This window comes from Nocardia terrae, from assembly GCF_009760405.1.
GTDB classification, from domain to species: Bacteria; Actinomycetota; Actinomycetes; order Mycobacteriales; family Mycobacteriaceae; genus Nocardia; species Nocardia terrae.
Map to the genome: position 1 here is coordinate 1 of NZ_WRPP01000015.1, position 16,454 is coordinate 16,454.

The following is a 16,454-nucleotide window of genomic DNA, read 5'->3' on the forward strand; positions in this document are numbered from 1 at the left end:
CAAGGCACCAGGCGCGAAGGCTCCGGCCGAGGCTCCCGCTGCCGCTGAGGCTCCCGCGGAAGCCACCGCCGAGGCGGCGACGCCGACCGCCAAGCCGGGCGGACTCGGCATGAAGGGCGGCCTCAAATCCCCCGGCGGCAAGGGCCTGCAGATGAAGAGCGCCGCCAAGGCACCGGGCGCGAAGACCGAAACCGCTTCCGCCGCTGCGACTCCCATCGAAGCTGATGCCGCCACCGGCCAGACACCCGCGACTCCGGCCGCCAAGCCTGGCGGGCTGGCCATGAAGGGGGCTGTCAAGAAGCCCGGCGCGCGGGCGGCGGTTGTGCAGGACTCACGTCCCTAATTCGGGTTCGAGCATCTCCAAAGGTGGGGCCTTGTGGGCTGATTGCCCCACCGATGCTCGAGTTGCACTAGCGTGCGCAGAACAACGAGGAAGTGTGGGCACGTCGCCTGCCCTACCGGACTTGGGCTGACGCCAAGTTGAGAGCCATAACTCACCTACCAGCCCACAGACTGCACGCATCACCTTCTCGAGACAAAACACAAAGACAAAGACCCAAAACACCCTCCCTCCCCATCCCGACACGGCCCCGAATCCCCAACACGCCGTGGCCCTTTCGTCGAGTGGCACATTTTGGAGGGGTTATGTCCGGTTCGTCCGGAAAAATGTGCCACTCGGCGTAAGGGTGGGGCTGGAACCGGGCATCCACGCTGGGAGGCCAACGCGGTTCTGGCCTCGAGGAGGCTGGAACCGAGCTCGGGCTCCCGACCCAGTCAGCCCCCTCTCCCTGATCCAGGCGTCTTTTGTCCTTTGGCACTTCCGCCCGAGACTCGAAATAGCAAGGCCCCTTTGCACTCTCGCACGGAGTGCAAAGGGGCCTAATCCCGATTCGCGGGATCTGCTTGCGCCGCTGCGGGTTACGACGGGTCGCCGCTGGACGGCTTCTCAGCCTCGGCCGCAGCCTTGGCGTTCGGCGCTTTGCCGGTCACCAGTTCCTGCAGGGTCGCGCCCTGAATCCGCCGGAACGCCCGCCGCGGACGCCCCTGCTCCAGAGTCGCCACCTCGAGCGACCCGGGGCTCAGGGTCCGGGACTTGTCCTTGTCCCCTTCGGGAACAGCCTTCTGCAGCGCGGCCACCGCCGTGGTGATGGCCGAATGCAGGTCGAGGCCGGGCTTGTAGGACGCCTTGAGGGCGGTGGTGATCGGGTCGGTGTTGCCGCCCATCACCACGAATTCCCGTTCGTCGACGATGGATCCGTCGAAATTGATGCGGTAGAGCACCGAATTCGAGGACTGCTCCGGGTATCCCACCTCCGCGACGCAGATCTCCACCTCATAAGGCTTGAGCTGGTCGGTGAAGATGGTGCCGAGGCTCTGCGCGTACAGGTTGGCCAGGAACCGCCCGGTCACGTCGCGGCGGTCGAACTGGTATCCGCGCAGGTCGGCCTGCAGGATTCCGCCGCGGCGCAGCGCCTCGAACTCGTTGTACTTGCCGACGGCGGCGAAGCCGACGCGGTCGTACAACTCACTGATCTTGTGGAGGGTGGCCGAGGGGTTCTCGGCCACGAACACCACGCCCTTGTCGTAGACCAGCACGACGACCGACCGACCGCGCGCGATGCCCTTGCGCGCGAGTTCGGTCTTGTCGCGCATGATCTGTTCGGCGGACGCGTAATACGGCAGTGTCATGCTTCGCCGATCCCCTCTGCCGCCAGCGCGGCCCGCTCCTCCACCATGGCCCGGGTGATCTCCTTGAGCCGCTCCTCGGTGACTTCCTCGGAGCCCTCGGCGTCGATCACGATCGCGGTCGGGTAGATGTTGCGCATCGTGTCCGGCCCACCGGTGGCGGTGTCGTCGTCGGCGGCGTCGAAGAGCGATTCGATCGCGATCCGCAACGCCCGATCCTGATTCAGGCCACGCGTGTAGGTCTTCTTCAGCGACGACTTGGCGAACAGTGAACCCGACCCCACCGCGGTGTACCCGAAGCGCTCCTCGCTGCGTCCGCCGACCACGTCGTAGGACACGATGCGCCCGGACTTGTCCGGGTCCTGCGCATCGGGGTCGAAGCCGACCAGCAGCGGCACCACCGCGAGGCCCTGCAGGGCCGCGGGGAGGTTGTCGCGCACCATCTTCGACAGCTTGTTGGACTTGCCGTCGAAGGTGAGGGGGACGCCCTCGATCTTCTCGTAGTACTCGAGCTCCACCGCGAACAGCCGGATCATCTCGATCGCCATGCCCGCGGTACCGGCGATGCCGGCCGCGGAGTAGGTGTCGGTGATGTACACCTTCTCGATGTCACGCTGTGCCAGCAGGTTGCCCTGGGTGGCGCGGCGGTCGCCGGCGATCAGCACACCGCCGCGGTAGCTGACCGCGACGATGGTGGTGCCGTGCGGAGCGATATCGGACGGCACGCCCGGATTGGGGTGCGTGCCGTTCGATCCGATTCCGTTGCCGGGCAACAATTCCGGTGCGTGGAGACGCAGGTACTCGGAGAAAGAGGATTGGGCGAACCCCAACTGGAGCCGCAGGGGGTCACCTTGGGTCACTGGCCGCCCTTCTGAACGTACGCACGGACGAAGTCCTCCGCGTTCTCCTCGAGCACGTCGTCGATCTCGTCGAGCAGGTCGTCGGTTTCCTCCGCCAGCTTCTCGCGACGCTCCTGTCCCGCCCCGCCGTCGCCGACCGGGCCCTCGTCCTCGTCGCCGCCACCGGCGCGCTTGGTCTGCTCTTGTGCCATAGCAGCCGACCTCCTCTGTGATCATCGGCGAGCACCGGAGAAGATCCGATGCTCGTCCCCCAACACTACCCACCGCCACCGAGAACATGCCGGATTAAACGCCATTGTGCTGTGCCCGCGATCTCCTGGATGCCATGTCATGGACATGAAAAAGGGGTACGCGGTTTGCTCCGCGTACCCCTCTTCCGGGACTACTAGTGAGTCAGTTGCTGCACCAGCTCCGAGGCGGTGTGCACGCCGTCCAGGAGTTTGCCGACGTGGGACTTGGTACCGCGGCGCGGTTCCAGGGTCGGGATGCGGACCAGGGAGTCGCCGCCGAGGTCGAAGATGACCGAATCCCAGCTGGCCGCCGCGATATCCGCGCCGAAGCGGCGCAGGCACTCGCCGCGGAAGTAGGCGCGGGTGTCGGTGGGCGGGTTGGTCATGGCGTCCATCACCTGCTGCTCGGAGACCAGGCGCTGCATGGAGCCGCGGGCCACCAGGCGGTTGTAGAGGCCCTTGTCCAGGCGGACGTCGGAGTACTGCAGGTCGACCAGATGCAGTTTCGGGGCCGCCCAGGACAGGCCCTCGCGGTTGCGCATGCCTTCCAGCAGGCGCAGTTTGGCGGTCCAGTCGAGCAGGTCGGCGGTTTCGAGGGGGTCGCGCTCGAGCAGGTCGAGCACATGGGCCCACTTCTCGATGACGTCCTTGGCCCGCGGGTCGTCGTTGCCGATGCGGTCCATGAACTTCTCGACCCGGTCGAGGTAGATGCGTTGCAGCGCAAGGCCGGTCAGTTCGCGGCCATCGGAGAGGGCGACGGCGGCCCGCAGCGTCGGGTCGTGGCTGATGGTGTGCACGGCCGTGACGGGGCGGGCCAGCTGCAGATCCGACAGGTCCTCGCCGGCCTCGATCAGGTCGAGCACCAGGGCGGTGGTGCCGACCTTGAGGTAGGTGGACCATTCGGCCAGGTTGGCGTCGCCGATGATGACGTGCAGGCGGCGGTACTTGTCGGCGTCGGCGTGCGGCTCGTCGCGGGTGTTGATGATGCCGCGCTTGAGGGTGGTCTCGAGGCCGACCTCGACCTCGATGTAGTCCGCGCGCTGGGACAGCTGGAAGCCGGGCGTATCGCCGGACTGCCCGATCCCGACACGGCCGGAACCGCAGATCACCTGGCGCGACGCGAAAAACGGCGTCAGCCCGAGAATGATCTGGTTGAACGGGGTTTCACGGCTCATGAGGTAGTTCTCGTGGGTGCCGTAGGAGGCGCCCTTGCCGTCGACGTTGTTCTTGTACAGCTGCATGCGCGCCGCGCCGGGCACGCTCGAGGCGTAGCGCGCCGCGGCCTCCATGACGCGTTCTCCGGCCTTGTCCCAGATGACCGCGTCGAGCGGGTCGGTGACCTCGGGCGCGGAGTACTCCGGGTGGGCGTGGTCGACGTAGAGGCGAGCCCCGTTGGTGAGGATCATGTTCGCCGCCCCGACCTCGTCGGCATCGATCACCGGCGCGGGCCCGTTGAGCCTGCCGAGATCGAAACCGCGCGCGTCGCGCAACGGCGATTCCACCTCGTAGTCCCAGCGTGTGCGCTTGGCGCGCGGCACGCCCTCGGCCGCGGCGTAGGCGAGCACCGCCTGGGTCGACGTGAGAATCGGGTTGGCCGACGGCTCGGTAGGCGTCGAAATGCCGTACTCGACCTCGATTCCGATGATGCGCTGCATGGGTTCGAGCCTAGGCGAAGGACACGCCGTGACGCGGGTGGACTGTCCGGGTTCGGGTCATTCGCGAGTCGTACACCCGGTCGTCCTCGCGGGCGATCCGAATGACGCAGGGGCGACGACACAATGATCGGCATGGTCGATCCGGCTTCCGCTCCGCGCCCCGCGCCCCTGGTCACGACGGTCGCCGACGACCCGAATCCCGTTTCCACGCAGCCTCGTTCGGGGCGGTTACCCGCGCTGGACGTGCTGCGCGGCATCGCCATTCTGGGCACGCTCGGCACCAATATCTGGATCTTCACCAATGCCGAAGGGCTGCTCGGATATATCACGCGCAGTGACGAACCGCACGGCATGTGGTTGTGGACCGAGCGGTTGCTGCAACAACTGGCACAAGGGAAGTTCCTCGGACTGCTCACCATCATGTTCGGCATCGGGCTGGCTATCCAGCAGCGATCGGCGGTGCGCGGCGGGCGGGCCTGGCCGGGCGGATATCCGGTGCGGGCGGGGCTGCTGCTGCTGGACGGACTGGTCAACTTCTTCTTCGTCGCCGAATTCGACGTGCTCATGGGATACGCGCTCACCGGACTGGTGGTGGCGTTCATCCTGGCGACGAGCCAGCGGGCCCAGCGACGCTGGCTGATCGCGGCGGCGAGCATCCACCTGACGATGCTCTCGCTGATCGCGGTGGCGATCACCGTCGCACCCGACAGCGATTCCGGCGGCCACCAGCCCTTGGATCCGAATCCCTATGCGGACGGCTCGTTCTGGGATCTGGTGGCGTTCCGCTGGGATCACATCCTGCTGTTCCGGCTCGAACCCGTCTTCATCTTCCCGATGTCGATCGCCCTGTTCCTGCTGGGCGCACGCCTGTTCCGGGCCGGAATCTTCGAGGTCGAGGGCGCGCGGATCCGCAAGCGGCTCATGGTGATCGGCCTCGCCATCGCGGCGCCCCTCGACCTGGTGCTGGGCATGGCCGGCGGCGATCTCATCCTGCTCACCCGCTACGGCACCGCGCCCGTCGTCTCGCTGGGCCTGCTCGCCCTGGTCGCCGAGGTCTACGCCCACCGTCCCGGTCCGGGCTGGGTGGGCCGCCGCTTCGGCGAGGTCGGCCGAATGGCGTTGAGCTGCTACATCCTTCAGAACCTGGTGGCGGGATTGCTGTGCTACGGCTGGGGTCTGGGCCTGGCGGGCCTGGTCTCGGCCAATTCCCGGGTGCCGTTCACCGTCGGGATCTATGTGCTGGTGTGCCCGCTGATGCTGATGTTCGCGCACTTCTGGCTGCGGCGCGTCGATCGCGGCCCGGTGGAGTGGCTGTGGAATCGCAGCTATCGCGCCCTGACCGGCGCGGGACGTTGACGGTCTATCTCACCCAGTCGATGGAGCGCAGGTAGGGCGACTGTCCGCCGAGGCAGCCCGAGAGCCGGAAGACGGTGTGCGCCGGGACGATATCGGCGAAATCCTCGGTGCTCGAATTGCCGCCCCCGTCGGAGTCGCCGTACTCGCACTGCATGGAGCCCGAGATCGCGTAGTCCTGATCGGTGTCGTTGCGGCAGTCGAGCACATCGCAGTGCAGGCCGTCCGGCAGCTCGACATCCGCGGCGGCGAGCGGGGCGGCCACGACCGTGAGAGCGCAGCCGATACCGGCCAGCACGGTGGTGCGGATCAGCGCCGCGCCCAGGGATTCACGCACGCGACCTCCATCCGGGACTACAGGTCGGCGACCACCGTAGCAACTCCCGCCGGGCTGCGCGGGCTCAGCTGCGCGCGGGCCATCAGCTCGCTCACCACGGTGTCGCGGGTGAGCGGCACATCCAGGCTGCGGGCGTTGCCCTCGAGCAGCGCCAGGACCGATTCGGTGAGGATGCCCTCGACTTGCTCGGAGGTGAGGGTGGGGGCGGCACGCCAGCTGTTGACCACGCCGTCGACGAACCCGACGGTGCCGAAGGCCATGGGGCGGGCGCGGTTCCGGTCGATGCCGAAGCGCTGCAGGGTGTCGGCGAACAGGTCGGCCAGCTGGCCGCCGATCCGGTCGCGGGCACCGGCCAGGACGGTCGCGGAGTCGCCGTGCGGGTCGGCGGCGGCGAGGAAGCGGTGCAGGTGCGGGTGGCGTTCCACCCAGCCGACATAGGTGCCGACCGCGCCGCGCACCAGCTCGCGGACGGTGCCGTCGGGGTGCAGGCGCGGAAGCAGTTCGGCCATCAGCGATTCCACGATGTGGCGGCGGATGGCGTCGTCGAGGTCGGCGCGACCGTCGAAGTGCCGGTAGACGACCGGGCGCGGGACGTGCAGGCGGTCGGCGATCTGCTGGACGGAGATCTCGGTGCCGTTCTCCTCGATGACGGCCAGCGCGGCGTCGAGCATCTCGGCGCGGCGGCGGGCCTTGTGGCCGTCCCAGCGGGTACTGCGGCCGTCCGCGGCGGATTCTCGGTGCCCAGGAGTCGCCTGCGAGGGTCTGCGTCGGGTGCCGGTCACTCGCCTCACGATACTCACCTCATCGTTGACCGAGACAGCATGTACCACTAATCTGAGTGTAACAGCCTGTATCAGTAAAGAGTCAGGAGCTGTCATGGGCGACAACGCTGTCACCAGCCCGACACCCACCGCACTCTCCCCGCGCGAGTCCTTCGCCCAGCGTTTGCTGACCGGATCGGTGAAGAAGTCCTACGACCCCGTGGTCGACCTGGACTGGGATGCGCCACTGGATCCGGACAAGCTCTTTCTGCCACCGGAGGTCATCTCGCTCTACGGCACACCGCTGTGGGAGGCGATGACACCCGAGCAGCGGCGCGACCTGTCCCGCGAGGAACTGGCCAATGTGCTCTCGGTGGGCATCTGGTTCGAGAACCTGCTCAACCGGCTGCTGCTGCGCGAGCTCATGGCGAGCGATCCGACCTCGCGGCACGCGCACTACACGCTCACCGAGATGGGCGACGAATGCCGGCACATGATGATGTTCGGCAAGCTCATCGACCGCATCGAGTCGCGGCCCTACTGGCCCAATCGATTCGAACGCTGGACGATCGCCTCGCTGCAACTGTTCCTGCAGGGCTCCATGGTGTGGGTCGGGGCGCTGGTGGGCGAGGAGATCTTCGACGCCATCCAGCGCCGCACGCTCGAGGATCCGCAACTGCAGCCATTGGTGGCGCGCGCCATGCGGATTCACGTCACCGAGGAGGCGCGGCACATCGGGTTCGCGCGAGATGCCCTGGCACACCGGGTGCCGACCATGTCCAGGGCCGAAATGCGGTACACGCGACTGTGTGTCGCGGTGGCCGCTCCCCTGTTCGTGTACCTGATGACCAACTGGCACATGTACGCGCGGGCGGGCATCGAGGACGGGCGGGCGGCGCGGAAGATGGCGCGCGCCAATCCGCATTCGCGGCGGGCACTCGGGCTCGGGGCCGCCAATCTCGGTGCGTTCCTGGACAAACAGGGGCTGATCGGGCCCATCGGCAAGCGCATCTGGCGGCGGCGAGGGCTGCTGTGAGGTTCCGGCGCACCCGGCGCGCGACCGAGCCACGGGAAGAACTCACCGATCCCGAACCGGCACCGGACTATTCGGGGCCCGCGCTGCTGGACGCGCCGGGCGCCGAGGTGGCGGTGCGGGTGGCACTGACCGGGCATCTCGACCCGACCGACGGCCAATTCCACTGGTACGGACGAATTTCCGAGGACGGTGGCGCGGAACTTCCGGAACCCGGCCGGGGGCAGGTCTTCCTCACCGTTCCCGGCGGGGCCCCCGCGCCCGGCGTGCTCCAGGAACGCGATCCATGGGGGAATCTGCGCATCACCGGGATCGGCGCGCCGCCGTTTCCGCTGTGAGCCGGATCAGGCCGACAAACCGATGAAGTCGGCCATGGCTTCCATCGCGTAGGCGACGAACGGCCCGGCCGGATCCATGCTGTTGTCGAGCTGGCCGAACAGTTCGAAGGTCACCATGCCGAACAGCTGGGTCAGTGCGATGAATGCCCGCGCCACCGCTGGTTCCGGCAAGCCGGGAGCGATCATGGCCGCGATGTTCGCGGATTGGGCCGACAGGTCCGGGGTCAGCGCATCGCCGGGAACGCTCAGCGTCCCTGCCTCCCAGGCGCGGTGCACGATCTGCAGCATCGCGATCGGCGCGCGCGAGGCCGGGCCGATGGTGGTCTCCGGTGCGTGATATCCCGGCACCGGGGATCCGTACACCAGTGCGTATTCGTGCGGGTGCGCGATCGCCCAGTCGCGCACGGCATTCGATGCGGCGAGGAACTGCGCGCGGGGGGTTTCCGCGTTGGCCACGGCGCGTTCGGCGGTGTCGCCGAGGGCGTTGTAGGCCTCGATGATCAGTGCGGTCAGCAGTTCGTCGCGACTCGGGAAGTAGCGGTAGAGCGCCGAACTCACCATGCCCAGCTCGCGGGCGATCGCACGCAGGGACAGCGCGGGGGCGCCCGATTCGGCGAGTTGGCGGCGGGCGGCGTCGGTGATCTCGCGGGTGATCTCGGCTCGGGCCCGTGCGCGGGCGGTCCGGGGAACGCTCATCCGGACAGTGTGCCACGAATCGGAACACCGCAATATTTCGAGAGCAGTGCTCTTGACTTTGCGTCGACGATGCGAGCACACTGTTCTCAACAGAGAGCACCGCTCTCTAAGACTCGAAGGAAGTCGTCATGGACACCCACACCGCAGCCACCCGCTACATCGGCCCGACGGGCATGGACCCGATCTTCAACCGGATCGCCAACTGGCTTCCCAAGCTCGGGATCGACGTGGCGGGCGGGCGGCTGCTGGCCGTGCGCGGGCGCAAGTCCGGGGAATGGCGGACCACCCTCGTCAACGTCCTGACCACCGACGACGGCAATCGGTACCTGGTCGCGCCGCGCGGCCACACCCAGTGGGTCCGCAACCTCCGCGTCGCGGGGGCCGGGGAGATCCGGCTCGGGCGCAAGGTCGAGGCATTCACCGCCACCGAAGTCGCTGATGCCGACAAGATCCCGGTTCTGCGGGCTTACCTCGACCGCTGGGGCTGGGAAGTCGGGCGGTTCTTCGAGGGCGTCACCCAGGACGCCACCGACGCCGAACTCGCGGACATCGCGCCGGGGTTTCCCGTTTTCCGGCTGGCCTGATCATTGCGCACCCCGGGCATCCCGGCGGGATGAATCAGTACCGCTCGTGTGTCCCGGCGCGCCTAGAAAAAGAGACAAAACAGCCCCGTGGATTCCGTCACGGGGCTGTCGTCGTCAGTTTTCAAGATCAACATGCAATGAGGGGCGGAATTTGTCCGGGTCGCGTTCCTGAGTGCATGTTGGTCTTGGTTGGTAGGTGTTGTGGGTCAGCGGAGTTCGTTGAGGGTGTCCTCGTCGCGGGCGAGGTAGGCGCGGCCGTCGGCGGTGAAGACGATGGGGCGTTGGATGAGGCGGGGGTGGGTGGCGAGAGCCTCGATCCAGCGGTCGCGGTCGGCGGGGGTCCTGCCCCACTTCGAGATGCCCAGTTCCTTGGCTTCTGCCTCGGCGGTGCGGGTGATCTGCCAGGGCTCGAGGCCGAGTTTGGTCAGGGCCGAGCGGATTTCGGCTTCCGAGGGCGGGTTGTCGAGGTAGCGGCGTTCGGTGTAGTCGGCGCCGGTTTCCTCGAGGACACTCTTGGCGGCACGGCTCTTGGAGCACTGCGGGTTGTGCCAGATTTCGGTCGCTGCCATGGGCTCCAGCCTAGGGCGAGCGCCTCAGACCCAGTCGACGACCCAGCGGTAGGGGCGCATCCAGTACAGGCCGCCCTCGGGGACGGGGTGGCCCCAGCGCTGTTCAGCCTGGGTGAGCTGCCAGCGGTATTCGGGGGCGGGTTCGCCATTGTGGATCTCGAGCAAGTGGCGGCGCCAGGTGTTGATCATGGCGGGCACGACCTGCGGGTCGTTCTCGTAGGCCCACTCCACGTTTCGGGTCATGAGCGCGTCGACGGCGTGGTTGGCGGCGTTCGGGTCGCCGGTGCTCAGCGAGTGCAGGAACGCGGCGACCAGGTTGTAGGCGATGGCGTCGTGGACGGAGGTCTGCCCGTTCTCGAGCGACCAGATACCCAGGTAGGTGGGGCCCTGCTCGTCGACCCATACCGAATGCGCCTCCCCGACACGGTTGTCGAAGATCAGGGCGGTGAGCATGCCGAGGGTGGCCTTGCCCATGATGAGCGGGTCGGGGCGGCCGGTGCCGATGGCGTCGTCGATGAGTGCCCGGTAGGCGGCCGCGGCGATGCCGGGACGGTTGGCGTCCATGAGGGCGTCGGCGGTCTCGCCGCCGGCGATCTGTTCGGGGGGCGGCTGCTGTGGGCCGGGTGCGGCGGGCGGGAGGCCGTCACCGACTGGCAGGTACTGGGTCTGCATGGAATCGGCGGGGCTGGGGGCCTCCGGCAGCGGCGCGCCGTTGCCGAGCGGGTAGGGCGCGGCGTTCGCGGGCGGGTAGGGCGCGGCATTCGCGGGCGGGTAGGGCGCGGCGCTGGCGGGCGGTTCGGCGGCGGCGCCCTCGCTCAGCGGGTCGGAGAGCGGAACTCCGTTGCCGAGCGGGTCGGCCAGATCGAGGTTGACGGCGAGCGGGCCTTGCAGGGCGGGTGCGCTCTGCAGATATTCCAGTGCGACCCGGGCGAATTCGTTGTCCTGGCTCTCGAGCCATTCGCGACCGGCCCGCAGGGTGTCGATCAGGTGCCCGCCGACGCCCTGTTCGATGGCCGCGCACAGCGCGTAGTAGCCGTAGCCGCGGTAGTCGTCGTGGCCGACGCCCTCGGTGATCAGCAGCTGGGCGTATCTGCTTGCCAGGTCGTGTCTTTCGAGGTCGCCCAGCAGGGTGCAGGCGGTCATGGCGGCCATCAGCACTTCGGAGTGTTCGCCGTGCGCGCGTCTGAGTTCGATGCAGCGGTCGGCCATGATGACGGCGCTGTCGGGGAGTTCCTGCTGGGTGGCGGCCTCGACGGCCATCGAGTACATGGTGGCCATGGTGGCGGGCGGGATGTCGGCCGGGAATCGGGCCGGTCCGTGTTCGGCCAGGTGCAGGGCCTGGGCGTAATCGCCCGCGGCGAAGGCGGATCGGAAGCGGTAGGACACGATCCAGCCGTAATCCTTGGGTTCGGGCGCCACGACCAGGCCGTCGTCGAACGCCGCCAACCGTGCCAGCGCCTCCTGCGCCAGCCCGGCTTCCAGCATGCCGCTCGCGTCGTTCATCACTTCGACGAACGCATTTCGATCCATGGCCTACTCGCCTTCCCGCATATGTCAGCCCCGGATCGTATGACCGCACCACCACCGCGCGCGGCCAGTGAGGTAAAGGTCATAGTTTCAACCCACCCCACATGACCACGCGTGGTTGCTCGCGTGGCACGTTGTGTCACAACGGTATTCCCGCACCGTGACCCGAACCCGCCTCCCTGCGGGCAATCTCGCGTCACGACCGATCCGTTCTGCCCCCAATCTAACGACAACGCGCCCGCCCGACACGTATCCACCCCTCGGCGCGTCGGACTTCCTCACAGTGCGATGATGCGCACCGCATCGCCACACAGGGCCCGCATATCCGCTGGATCCGAGGTCATCAGGACCACCCGGCCGCGGTTGCCGCATCGCCAGTGGCCAACACCGCGTCGATGGCGTATTTGCGACCGCGCAGCCCGTTTTCGGAAAGCAGCCGGGAAGCGGCTCGCGCCATTTCCTCGGCCACCAAGCCCGAGAGCCGGGTCAGAGGACCGGGAGGATGGTGCCCGGGTCGGGGGTGAAGGTGACGATGCGCTGACGGGGGTCGCCGGGGAGTTCGAGGTTTTCGTAGGAGAAGCTGAGGTCGCCGGAGTGGGGGTGGCGGATGAGTTTGCCGCCGTGGGTGCGCAGTTCGACGTCGCCGGTGGGCCAGAGGGCCGCGAATTCCGTGCTGCCGGTGGCGAGTTCGTCGATGAGGGCGAGGGTGGCGGGGTCGTTCGGGTACAGGCCCGCGACGCGGCGCAGCTGGGCGACCGTGGCCGCGGCGACGTCGTCCCAGTCGCGGTAGAAGTCGTGGGCGGCGGGGTCGAAGAACAGTGCGCGGGCCATGTTCTTGTCGGCCATGTCGCCGAAGACGTAGTGGGCGAGGGGGTTCGCGGCCAGGACGTCGAACAGGTCGGTGATGACCACCGCGGGGGCCTTGTCGATGAGATCGAGCATGCGCAGCAGTTCGGGGCGGGGCGCGGGGGCCGCGGTTTCGAGGATGCGGGGCGGGTGCGCGAGGGCGTGCAGGTGCTCGGTTTCGATGGGATTGAGCCGCAGGGCCGTTGCCAGCGATTCGAGTACTTCGGGCGACGGGTTGGCGGCGCGGCGCTGTTCCAGGCGTTGGTAGTACTCGGCGCTGATGCCGGCCAGGTGGGCCAGTTCGGATCGGCGCAGGCCGGGGACGCGGCGCAGGCCCGAGGGCGGCAGGCCCGACTCTTGCGGATCCACCCGCGCTCGCCGGGACTTCAGGAATTCCGCCAGGTCCTCACGCACTGCCATGCCCGAAGTCTGGCACAGCGTGGGTGGCCCTGGGAGTACGAGGCACGGCGTGCACTGGTTGCGGATTCGCGGGCCGAGCAGGCTGTGAATCATGAACGAGAGATTCCAGCGGGGAGCGGCCCGCCAGGCCGAGCTCGGAGGGCCGGGAGGCATCCGGGGCCGGGTCTATGGCCAGCTGGCCGATATCGCACCGGATCTGCACCGCTTCGCCGTCGAATTCGCCTACGGCGACATCCATTCCAGGCCCGGACTGGATGCCGGTCGCCGCGAACTGGTGATCATCGGCGCGCTCATCGCGCTCGGTGACACCCGGCCGCAGCTCGAGGCCCATCTCGGGTCCGCGCTGAATGCCGGTGTGACACCGGGCGAGATCGTCGAAGCGGTCCTGCAGGCCCTCCCCTACGCGGGATTTCCCCGCGTGCTCTCCGCCATGACCGTCGCCCGCGGCGTGCTCGCCGCGCGCGATCTGCTACCCCTCACCGATTCCATTGCACAGTAGGAGAATTGACATGAACGCCACCGCTCAGCAGCGCGCCGACATCATCGAGGCCGCCACTCGCCTGTTCTGGTACATCGACATCAGCGATTGGGACAGCTTCCCGAGCGTGTTCGCCGACGAGGTGACCCTGGACTATTCGAGCATCTGGGGCGGCGAGCCCAGCACCGTCACCCCGGCGCTCGTCCGCGCCGACTGGGAGAAGTTCATCGGAAGCTTCGACGCCACACAGCATCTGCTCGGCAACCACCTGGTCACCGTGGACGGCGACCGCGCCGAACTGACCGCGGTCTTCCAGGCGGTCCACTTCCTGGCCAACCGGTTCGGTTCGCCGCGCTGGACGCTCGGCGGCCTCTACCGCATCGGACTGCGCCTGGTGGAGGGCGAATGGAAGATCGATCGCGTGGTGATGACCGCACAGTGGGCCGACGGCAACAAGGACATCATGACCCTGGCCTCGGGAGGGCAGCGACCGGAGACCGTTTAGGGATTCGAGGAAGAAGGAATGGAGAGGATCGTCGTTCTCTCCCCTTCAACCATATAACACAGTGGGGGGCTTGCCACAAGGCCCCGGTAATGGCGCACAATCGCTGACCTAAGGCCGCAACCTGCGGAAATGGTGTCCGCAGCGGGCGGGGACGGCCAAGCGGGAAGGTGTGGTGCCGGGTGACCGATCAGGGGTATGAGAACGAGCTGCGCTCGGAGCGGGAGTACGTGGCCGGGCTGTACGAGCGGCTCGACGCCGAGCGCGCGCGGGTGAAGGGCCGCTACAACGAGACGCTGACCGTGCGCGGCAATGCCACGGTGCTGGTGGAGCGCGATGCCGAGGCACGGGTGCTGGCCCGCGAGATCAGGCGGCTGGGCGTGGCCGACAACGGCTTGTGCTTCGGGCGGCTCGACAGCGTGACCGGCGAGCATTCCTACATCGGCCGCATCGGAATCTTCGACGAGGCGAACGAATTCGAACCGCTGCTGATGGATTGGCGGGCCCCGGCGGCCCAGGCGTTCTACATCGCGACGGCCGCGAGCCCGGAGAACATGCGCCGCCGTCGCCAGTTCCACACGCGCGGGCGGGAAGTGACCGACTTCACCGACGAGGTCTTCGGCCGCCCCGGTGACGGCGAGCGCGGTGACGCGGCATTGCTCGCGGCGGTCAACGCGCCGCGCGGCGAGGGCATGCGCGACATTGTGGCAACCATTCAGGCCGAACAGGATCGGATCATCCGCCTCGATCACCCGGGCGTGCTGGTGATCGAGGGCGGACCCGGCACCGGCAAGACGGTGGTGGCGCTGCACCGGGTGGCGTATCTCCTCTACACCCAGCGCGAGCAGATGGAACGCAACGGAGTGCTCGTGGTCGGCCCGAACAAGGCCTTCCTGAAGCACATCGGGCGGGTGCTGCCGTCGCTGGGTGAGACGAACGTGGTGTTCACCACGACCGGCGAACTCATGCCCGGACTGCAGGTGACCGCCGAGGACACTCCGGAGGCGGCGCGGCTCAAGGGCTCGCTGAAGATCCTCGACGTCCTCGAGGCGGCCGTCGCGGATCGGCAGCGGGTGCCGCGGGAGCCGATCTCGCTCGAATTGACCGATGTCACAGTGCGAATCGACGCCGATATCGCGGGCTGGGCGCGGGAGGAGGCGCGCGCGAGCGGGCGGCCGCACAACGAGGCCCGTCCCGCGTTCCTCGAGGTCCTCACCTGGGCGCTGACCGAACGCGCCATCGCCCGCATCGGCAAGGGCTGGCTGACCCGCGACGACCGCGAGGCGTGGGAGAACATGCGCACCGACCTGCGCGGCGAGCTCGCCGAACACGAGGGTTTCCGGGCCGCGATCGAGGACCTGTGGCCGACCCTGGAGCCCGAAGAGCTGCTGGCGGAACTGCTTTCGTCCACCGACCGCCTGCGCGCGGCCGGTGCGAGCCAGGCCCTCTACCGTGAAGACGGTGCGGCCTGGACCATCTCGGACATCCCGCTCCTCGACGAGCTGACCGACCTGCTGGGCCGCGACACCACCGCCGAGCAGGCCGCCGCAGAACGCGAGCGAAAAGCCCAGGCCGCCTACGCCGAAGGCGTTCTGGATCTGCTGGTGAACCGCGCCGACCACATGGACGACGAGGACCACCTCTTCGCCACCGACCTCCTCTACGGCGAGGACCTGGCCGAACGCTTCGTCGAACGCGACACTCGCGAACTCGCCGAACGCGCTGCGTCCGACCGCGATTGGACCTACCGCCACATCGTCGTGGACGAGGCCCAAGAGCTCTCGCAGATGGACTGGCGAGTCCTGATGCGACGCTGCCCCAGCCACTCCTTCACCGTGGTGGGCGACCTCGCCCAACGCAGCTCCCCCGCGGGCGCCACCTCCTGGGCCGCGATGCTGGACCCCTATGTCCCCGGCCGCTGGCTCTACCGCTCCCTGACCGTCAACTACCGCACCCCGGCCGAAATCATGGCGATAGCGGCCGGGGTCCTGGCCGACTTCGCTCCCGACGTCCAACCCCCGGAGTCGGTCCGCGCCTGCGGCGTCCAACCGTGGTCCCGCCGACTGCCCGTCGACGAGATGCCCTCGGCCATCGAGGAATTCATCCGCGACGAGGCGGCACGCGAGGGCACCAGCATCGTGATCGGCCCACCCGGCATGCCGGGCACCGTCCCCGCCTCCCAAACCAAGGGCCTCGAATTCGACGCCGTCCTGGTGGTCGACCCCGACCACATCCTCGCCGAGGGCCCCCGCGGCGCGGCCGAACTCTACGTCGCCCTGACCCGCGCCACCCAACGCCTCGGCGTCCTACATGGAACCCCGCTCCCGCAATCCCTCAGCGCTCTGCACCCGGCCGACCGTGCCATGTCGAAGTAGGACCCGGACCACGCCCGGCGGGTAGGAAGGGTTCACCGCCTGATGTCGCCGATGACGACCGACATCACCCCTTGTCCGCCTGACACTCGAGCGGACAAGCGGGCGAGGACAGGACCGACCTACCTCGGATCCCGGCGGTCGATGTGGCTACTGCCCGAGGTCGCCTTCGGCGTGCTGGCATAAGGTGGAGCGGCTCGGCTGGTC

Annotated in this window: 17 protein-coding genes and 1 pseudogene; 8 read left to right on the forward strand and 10 right to left on the reverse strand. The window is 68.1% G+C overall.

The window, feature by feature from the left end; genetic code table 11:
• Nucleotides 1-343, forward strand: a pseudogene (locus GPX89_RS44125) (Fe-S oxidoreductase); the annotation flags it as partial.
• A 575-nt stretch (nt 344-918) separates the two neighbouring features.
• Here the strand turns inward: GPX89_RS44125 and prcA are convergent.
• The 4 genes from prcA to dop form a co-directional block, all read right to left on the reverse strand.
• On the reverse strand, nt 919-1,689 hold the full coding sequence (gene prcA, locus GPX89_RS41585) for a proteasome subunit alpha (protein ID WP_157393297.1): 771 nt from the start codon (nt 1,687-1,689) through the stop codon (nt 919-921).
• The gene (gene prcB / locus GPX89_RS41590) at nt 1,686-2,546 is read right to left on the reverse strand and encodes a proteasome subunit beta (RefSeq protein ID WP_328602928.1); all 861 of its coding nucleotides are present in this window, start codon (nt 2,544-2,546) and stop codon (nt 1,686-1,688) included. Before prcB ends, prcA begins: the two co-directional genes overlap by 4 nt.
• Nucleotides 2,543-2,737 (reverse strand): ubiquitin-like protein Pup, encoded by a 195-nt coding sequence (locus GPX89_RS45205; RefSeq protein ID WP_033089305.1) that lies wholly within the window; start codon nt 2,735-2,737, stop codon nt 2,543-2,545. Before GPX89_RS45205 ends, prcB begins: the two co-directional genes overlap by 4 nt.
• A 194-nt stretch (nt 2,738-2,931) precedes the next feature.
• On the reverse strand, nt 2,932-4,431 hold the full coding sequence (gene dop, locus GPX89_RS41600) for a depupylase/deamidase Dop (protein WP_157393298.1): 1,500 nt from the start codon (nt 4,429-4,431) through the stop codon (nt 2,932-2,934).
• A gap of 132 nt (nt 4,432-4,563) precedes the next feature.
• On the opposite strand from dop, the gene GPX89_RS41605 reads away from it, so the two are divergent.
• Nucleotides 4,564-5,787: a DUF418 domain-containing protein gene (locus GPX89_RS41605; RefSeq protein ID WP_157393299.1), complete on the forward strand. Its 1,224-nt coding sequence runs from the start codon at nt 4,564-4,566 to the stop codon at nt 5,785-5,787.
• 4 nt (nt 5,788-5,791) lie between these two features.
• Here GPX89_RS41605 and GPX89_RS41610 read toward each other — a convergent pair whose 3' ends face one another.
• Nucleotides 5,792-6,121 carry a hypothetical protein gene (locus GPX89_RS41610; protein ID WP_157393300.1) on the reverse strand — a complete coding sequence of 110 codons (330 nt, stop codon included), beginning with the start codon at nt 6,119-6,121 and terminating at the stop codon, nt 5,792-5,794.
• A gap of 17 nt (nt 6,122-6,138) precedes the next feature.
• Nucleotides 6,139-6,903, reverse strand: coding sequence for a TetR/AcrR family transcriptional regulator (locus GPX89_RS41615; protein WP_328602929.1), 765 nt, complete (start codon nt 6,901-6,903; stop codon nt 6,139-6,141).
• Between the two features lie 94 nt (nt 6,904-6,997).
• Between GPX89_RS41615 and GPX89_RS41620 the strand changes: the two genes are divergently transcribed.
• Together GPX89_RS41620 and GPX89_RS41625 are read left to right on the forward strand one after the other, a co-directional pair.
• Complete coding sequence (locus tag GPX89_RS41620) at nt 6,998-7,918, forward strand: AurF N-oxygenase family protein (protein ID WP_157393301.1); 921 nt, start codon at nt 6,998-7,000, stop codon at nt 7,916-7,918.
• On the forward strand, nt 7,915-8,253 hold the full coding sequence (locus GPX89_RS41625) for a DUF4873 domain-containing protein (RefSeq protein ID WP_328602930.1): 339 nt from the start codon (nt 7,915-7,917) through the stop codon (nt 8,251-8,253). Before GPX89_RS41620 ends, GPX89_RS41625 begins: the two co-directional genes overlap by 4 nt.
• Before the next feature lie 6 nt (nt 8,254-8,259).
• Here GPX89_RS41625 and GPX89_RS41630 read toward each other — a convergent pair whose 3' ends face one another.
• Nucleotides 8,260-8,949, reverse strand: coding sequence for a TetR/AcrR family transcriptional regulator (locus GPX89_RS41630; RefSeq protein WP_157393302.1), 690 nt, complete (start codon nt 8,947-8,949; stop codon nt 8,260-8,262).
• Between the two features lie 128 nt (nt 8,950-9,077).
• Here GPX89_RS41630 and GPX89_RS41635 point away from each other — a divergent pair, with 128 nt between their 5' ends.
• On the forward strand, nt 9,078-9,533 hold the full coding sequence (locus GPX89_RS41635; protein ID WP_157393303.1) for a nitroreductase family deazaflavin-dependent oxidoreductase: 456 nt from the start codon (nt 9,078-9,080) through the stop codon (nt 9,531-9,533).
• A gap of 206 nt (nt 9,534-9,739) precedes the next feature.
• On the opposite strand, the gene GPX89_RS41640 is transcribed toward GPX89_RS41635, so the two are convergent.
• The 3 genes from GPX89_RS41640 to GPX89_RS41650 all read right to left on the reverse strand — a co-directional run bounded on the left by GPX89_RS41640 (nt 9,740) and on the right by GPX89_RS41650 (nt 12,895).
• Nucleotides 9,740-10,102: an arsenate reductase family protein gene (locus GPX89_RS41640; protein ID WP_157393304.1), complete on the reverse strand. Its 363-nt coding sequence runs from the start codon at nt 10,100-10,102 to the stop codon at nt 9,740-9,742.
• Between the two features lie 24 nt (nt 10,103-10,126).
• On the reverse strand, nt 10,127-11,632 hold the full coding sequence (locus GPX89_RS41645) for a hypothetical protein (RefSeq protein WP_157393305.1): 1,506 nt from the start codon (nt 11,630-11,632) through the stop codon (nt 10,127-10,129).
• A gap of 483 nt (nt 11,633-12,115) precedes the next feature.
• Nucleotides 12,116-12,895, reverse strand: coding sequence for a helix-turn-helix domain-containing protein (locus GPX89_RS41650; protein WP_198347842.1), 780 nt, complete (start codon nt 12,893-12,895; stop codon nt 12,116-12,118).
• 91 nt (nt 12,896-12,986) lie between these two features.
• Here GPX89_RS41650 and GPX89_RS41655 point away from each other — a divergent pair, with 91 nt between their 5' ends.
• The 3 genes from GPX89_RS41655 to helR all read left to right on the forward strand — a co-directional run bounded on the left by GPX89_RS41655 (nt 12,987) and on the right by helR (nt 16,250).
• Complete coding sequence (locus GPX89_RS41655; protein WP_157393307.1) at nt 12,987-13,394, forward strand: carboxymuconolactone decarboxylase family protein; 408 nt, start codon at nt 12,987-12,989, stop codon at nt 13,392-13,394.
• A gap of 10 nt (nt 13,395-13,404) precedes the next feature.
• Entirely contained in the window at nt 13,405-13,878 is a 474-nt protein-coding gene (locus GPX89_RS41660) for a nuclear transport factor 2 family protein (RefSeq protein ID WP_157393308.1), read from the forward strand.
• Between the two features lie 179 nt (nt 13,879-14,057).
• Nucleotides 14,058-16,250 (forward strand): RNA polymerase recycling motor ATPase HelR, encoded by a 2,193-nt coding sequence (gene helR, locus GPX89_RS41665; protein ID WP_328602931.1) that lies wholly within the window; start codon nt 14,058-14,060, stop codon nt 16,248-16,250.
• Nucleotides 16,251-16,454: the final 204 nt, after the last annotated feature.

What these genes read in the sequence shown, in the direction of transcription:
- prcA (WP_157393297.1), bottom strand. Translation starts at nt 1,689, where the DNA reads ATGACACTGCCGTATTACGCGTCCGCCGAACAGATCATGCGCGACAAG.
- GPX89_RS45205 (WP_033089305.1), bottom strand. Translation starts at nt 2,737, where the DNA reads ATGGCACAAGAGCAGACCAAGCGCGCCGGTGGCGGCGACGAGGACGAG.
- dop (WP_157393298.1), bottom strand. Translation starts at nt 4,431, where the DNA reads ATGCAGCGCATCATCGGAATCGAGGTCGAGTACGGCATTTCGACGCCT.
- GPX89_RS41605 (WP_157393299.1), top strand. Translation starts at nt 4,564, where the DNA reads ATGGTCGATCCGGCTTCCGCTCCGCGCCCCGCGCCCCTGGTCACGACG.
- GPX89_RS41620 (WP_157393301.1), top strand. Translation starts at nt 6,998, where the DNA reads ATGGGCGACAACGCTGTCACCAGCCCGACACCCACCGCACTCTCCCCG.
- GPX89_RS41630 (WP_157393302.1), bottom strand. Translation starts at nt 8,949, where the DNA reads ATGAGCGTTCCCCGGACCGCCCGCGCACGGGCCCGAGCCGAGATCACC.
- GPX89_RS41635 (WP_157393303.1), top strand. Translation starts at nt 9,078, where the DNA reads ATGGACACCCACACCGCAGCCACCCGCTACATCGGCCCGACGGGCATG.
- GPX89_RS41640 (WP_157393304.1), bottom strand. Translation starts at nt 10,102, where the DNA reads ATGGCAGCGACCGAAATCTGGCACAACCCGCAGTGCTCCAAGAGCCGT.
- GPX89_RS41645 (WP_157393305.1), bottom strand. Translation starts at nt 11,632, where the DNA reads ATGGATCGAAATGCGTTCGTCGAAGTGATGAACGACGCGAGCGGCATG.
- GPX89_RS41650 (WP_198347842.1), bottom strand. Translation starts at nt 12,895, where the DNA reads ATGGCAGTGCGTGAGGACCTGGCGGAATTCCTGAAGTCCCGGCGAGCG.
- GPX89_RS41655 (WP_157393307.1), top strand. Translation starts at nt 12,987, where the DNA reads ATGAACGAGAGATTCCAGCGGGGAGCGGCCCGCCAGGCCGAGCTCGGA.
- GPX89_RS41660 (WP_157393308.1), top strand. Translation starts at nt 13,405, where the DNA reads ATGAACGCCACCGCTCAGCAGCGCGCCGACATCATCGAGGCCGCCACT.